The organism is Knoellia flava TL1, from assembly GCF_000768675.1.
GTDB lineage: Bacteria > Actinomycetota > Actinomycetes > Actinomycetales > Dermatophilaceae > Knoellia > Knoellia flava.
This window is the reverse complement of sequence record NZ_AVPI01000090.1, coordinates 1-507: the sequence shown is the minus strand read 5'-3', so window position 1 is coordinate 507 and position 507 is coordinate 1. Positions and strand designations below refer to the sequence as shown.

2 protein-coding genes are annotated in these 507 nt (G+C 71.2%); both read left to right on the top strand.

Translation table 11 applies throughout. The features are described from left to right. On the top strand, window positions 1–250 hold a 250-nt coding region (locus tag N798_RS17080), incomplete at its 5' end, for a metal ABC transporter permease (RefSeq protein WP_035951149.1). Continuing rightward, a partial coding sequence (locus N798_RS17075; protein WP_035951153.1) for a metal ABC transporter permease occupies window positions 247–507 on the top strand: 261 nt, incomplete at its 3' end. The genes N798_RS17080 and N798_RS17075, both read left to right, overlap by 4 nt.

Genomic DNA, 507 nt, shown 5'->3' with positions numbered 1-507 from the left:
GGTCATCACGCCCGGCGCAACCGCCTATCTGCTGACGGACCGGTTCGGCCGCCTGCTGGCCATCAGCGTCGCGCTGGGCGCGGCCAGCAGCGGCGTGGGGGCCTACCTGAGCTACTTCCTGGACGGCGCCACCGGCGGGGTCATCGTGGTGCTGCAGGCCCTGGCGTTCCTGCTCGCCTTTGTCTGCGCGCCCAAGCACGGGTTGCTGGCCGCGCGCCGGCGCATCAAGGCGGCGAGGGCCGACGCATGACTATCCTGGAATCCCTTTTCCTGCCGCTGCAGTTCGATTTCATGCGCGAGGCCCTGCTGATCGCCGTCGTGGTGGCGGTGCCGACGGCGATCCTCTCGTGCCTGCTGGTCCTGAAGGGCCTGGCGCTGATGGGCGACGCCATTTCCCACGCGGTGCTGCCGGGCGTGGTGCTCGCCTACGTCGCCGGGATTCCGCTGGAGGTCGGCGCGGTCGTGGCCGGCCTGGTCTGCGCCCTGGGGACCGGCTTCATCCGGGCG